Source organism: Bartonella sp. TT121SHDZB (genome assembly GCF_042193415.1).
GTDB lineage: Bacteria > Pseudomonadota > Alphaproteobacteria > Rhizobiales > Rhizobiaceae > Bartonella.
Window position 1 is genome coordinate 1 of sequence record NZ_JBHILR010000044.1, and the last position, 1,037, is coordinate 1,037.

General features: G+C 42.1%; 1 protein-coding gene. It reads left to right on the forward strand.

Going from position 1 to position 1,037, the window contains the following annotated elements; translation table 11 throughout:
• Positions 1 to 727: 727 nt before the first annotated feature.
• The coding region (locus ACFIKI_RS08370) for a hypothetical protein (protein ID WP_375666751.1) at positions 728 to 1,037 on the forward strand (310 nt) is incomplete at its 3' end.

Genomic DNA, 1,037 nt, shown 5'->3' on the forward strand with positions numbered 1-1,037 from the left:
AGGAAGGTTGGGATGGCCTTGTGACCGTTTGGAGATAAAGCAAAGTTGCTCTTCCTTCCAGCACGAGCCAGGCTGTAAAGGAGTGAAGCGTGTGACACATCTGGTCCATTCATTTCAAACAAGGCGCTCCATCACCCATTGACTACACACGCTTAGACTAGTGATTAAGACTAAATGTATGGTCGATACCCTAGCTCTCTTCCATCTATATATTGTAAACCTCAGCTCATTAATAAGATCAAGCAAGTATTGAGACACTCATCTATTCTCTCAAATACATTTCTCTTTATACACACTTCAGACTCGGTTAATACTTGCATAAACACCTTAAACACATTCAAATCTCTAAAAATAATATGGTATCAGAGCCAGGTTGGCTTTTCAACCTGTGTTCTTAAAGTATTCGTGTGTGTTCTTGAAGATTGGTGGTGCTAGATCCTTGAGCAACTTGTTTCTGTGGCTGTTGGTGTTTGTTCTTTGAGCTCTGTTCTTAAGTTGGTTCCTGTTGGTGGCGCAAAGCTTACTGGTGTTCTCAAGAGTCTGGTGTGGTGTTTGCGTGAAGAAGAAGGGTTCTAAAGGTGGAAGCTTTGAGGTATTATTGAAGGTTCAAGCTTAAAGTTCAGATCTTTGGAGTGTTTGGTGTTTGTGTGAGCTAAAGGAGAAGTCTTTGAGGTTGTCTTGAAGATTTAATCTGAAAGCTCAGAACTTTATCAACTTGTGTGGTGTGTTGATACAAGTTGAAGTCTTTTCTCAAGCAATTGAAGGTGGTGGAGTCTACATGAAGGTTGCTGCTACTTTCAAGGGAAATAACTATCTTGTGTGGTCAAGGGTGGCCAGGAATGCTGTTGGAAGCAAAGGGTTGTTGAAACACATCACAACCGGGGAAGCTCCAAAGCTTATCACTCAAGGTGAGGATGTTCAAGAGGACTCAAGTGATGCGCTTGAGAAATGGCAACAAGAGGAGTGCATTGTGCTCTCAGCTCTTCTTGCATCTTTGGAACAGAATCTGATGGAAGCTTACAGCTATTGTGAAACCG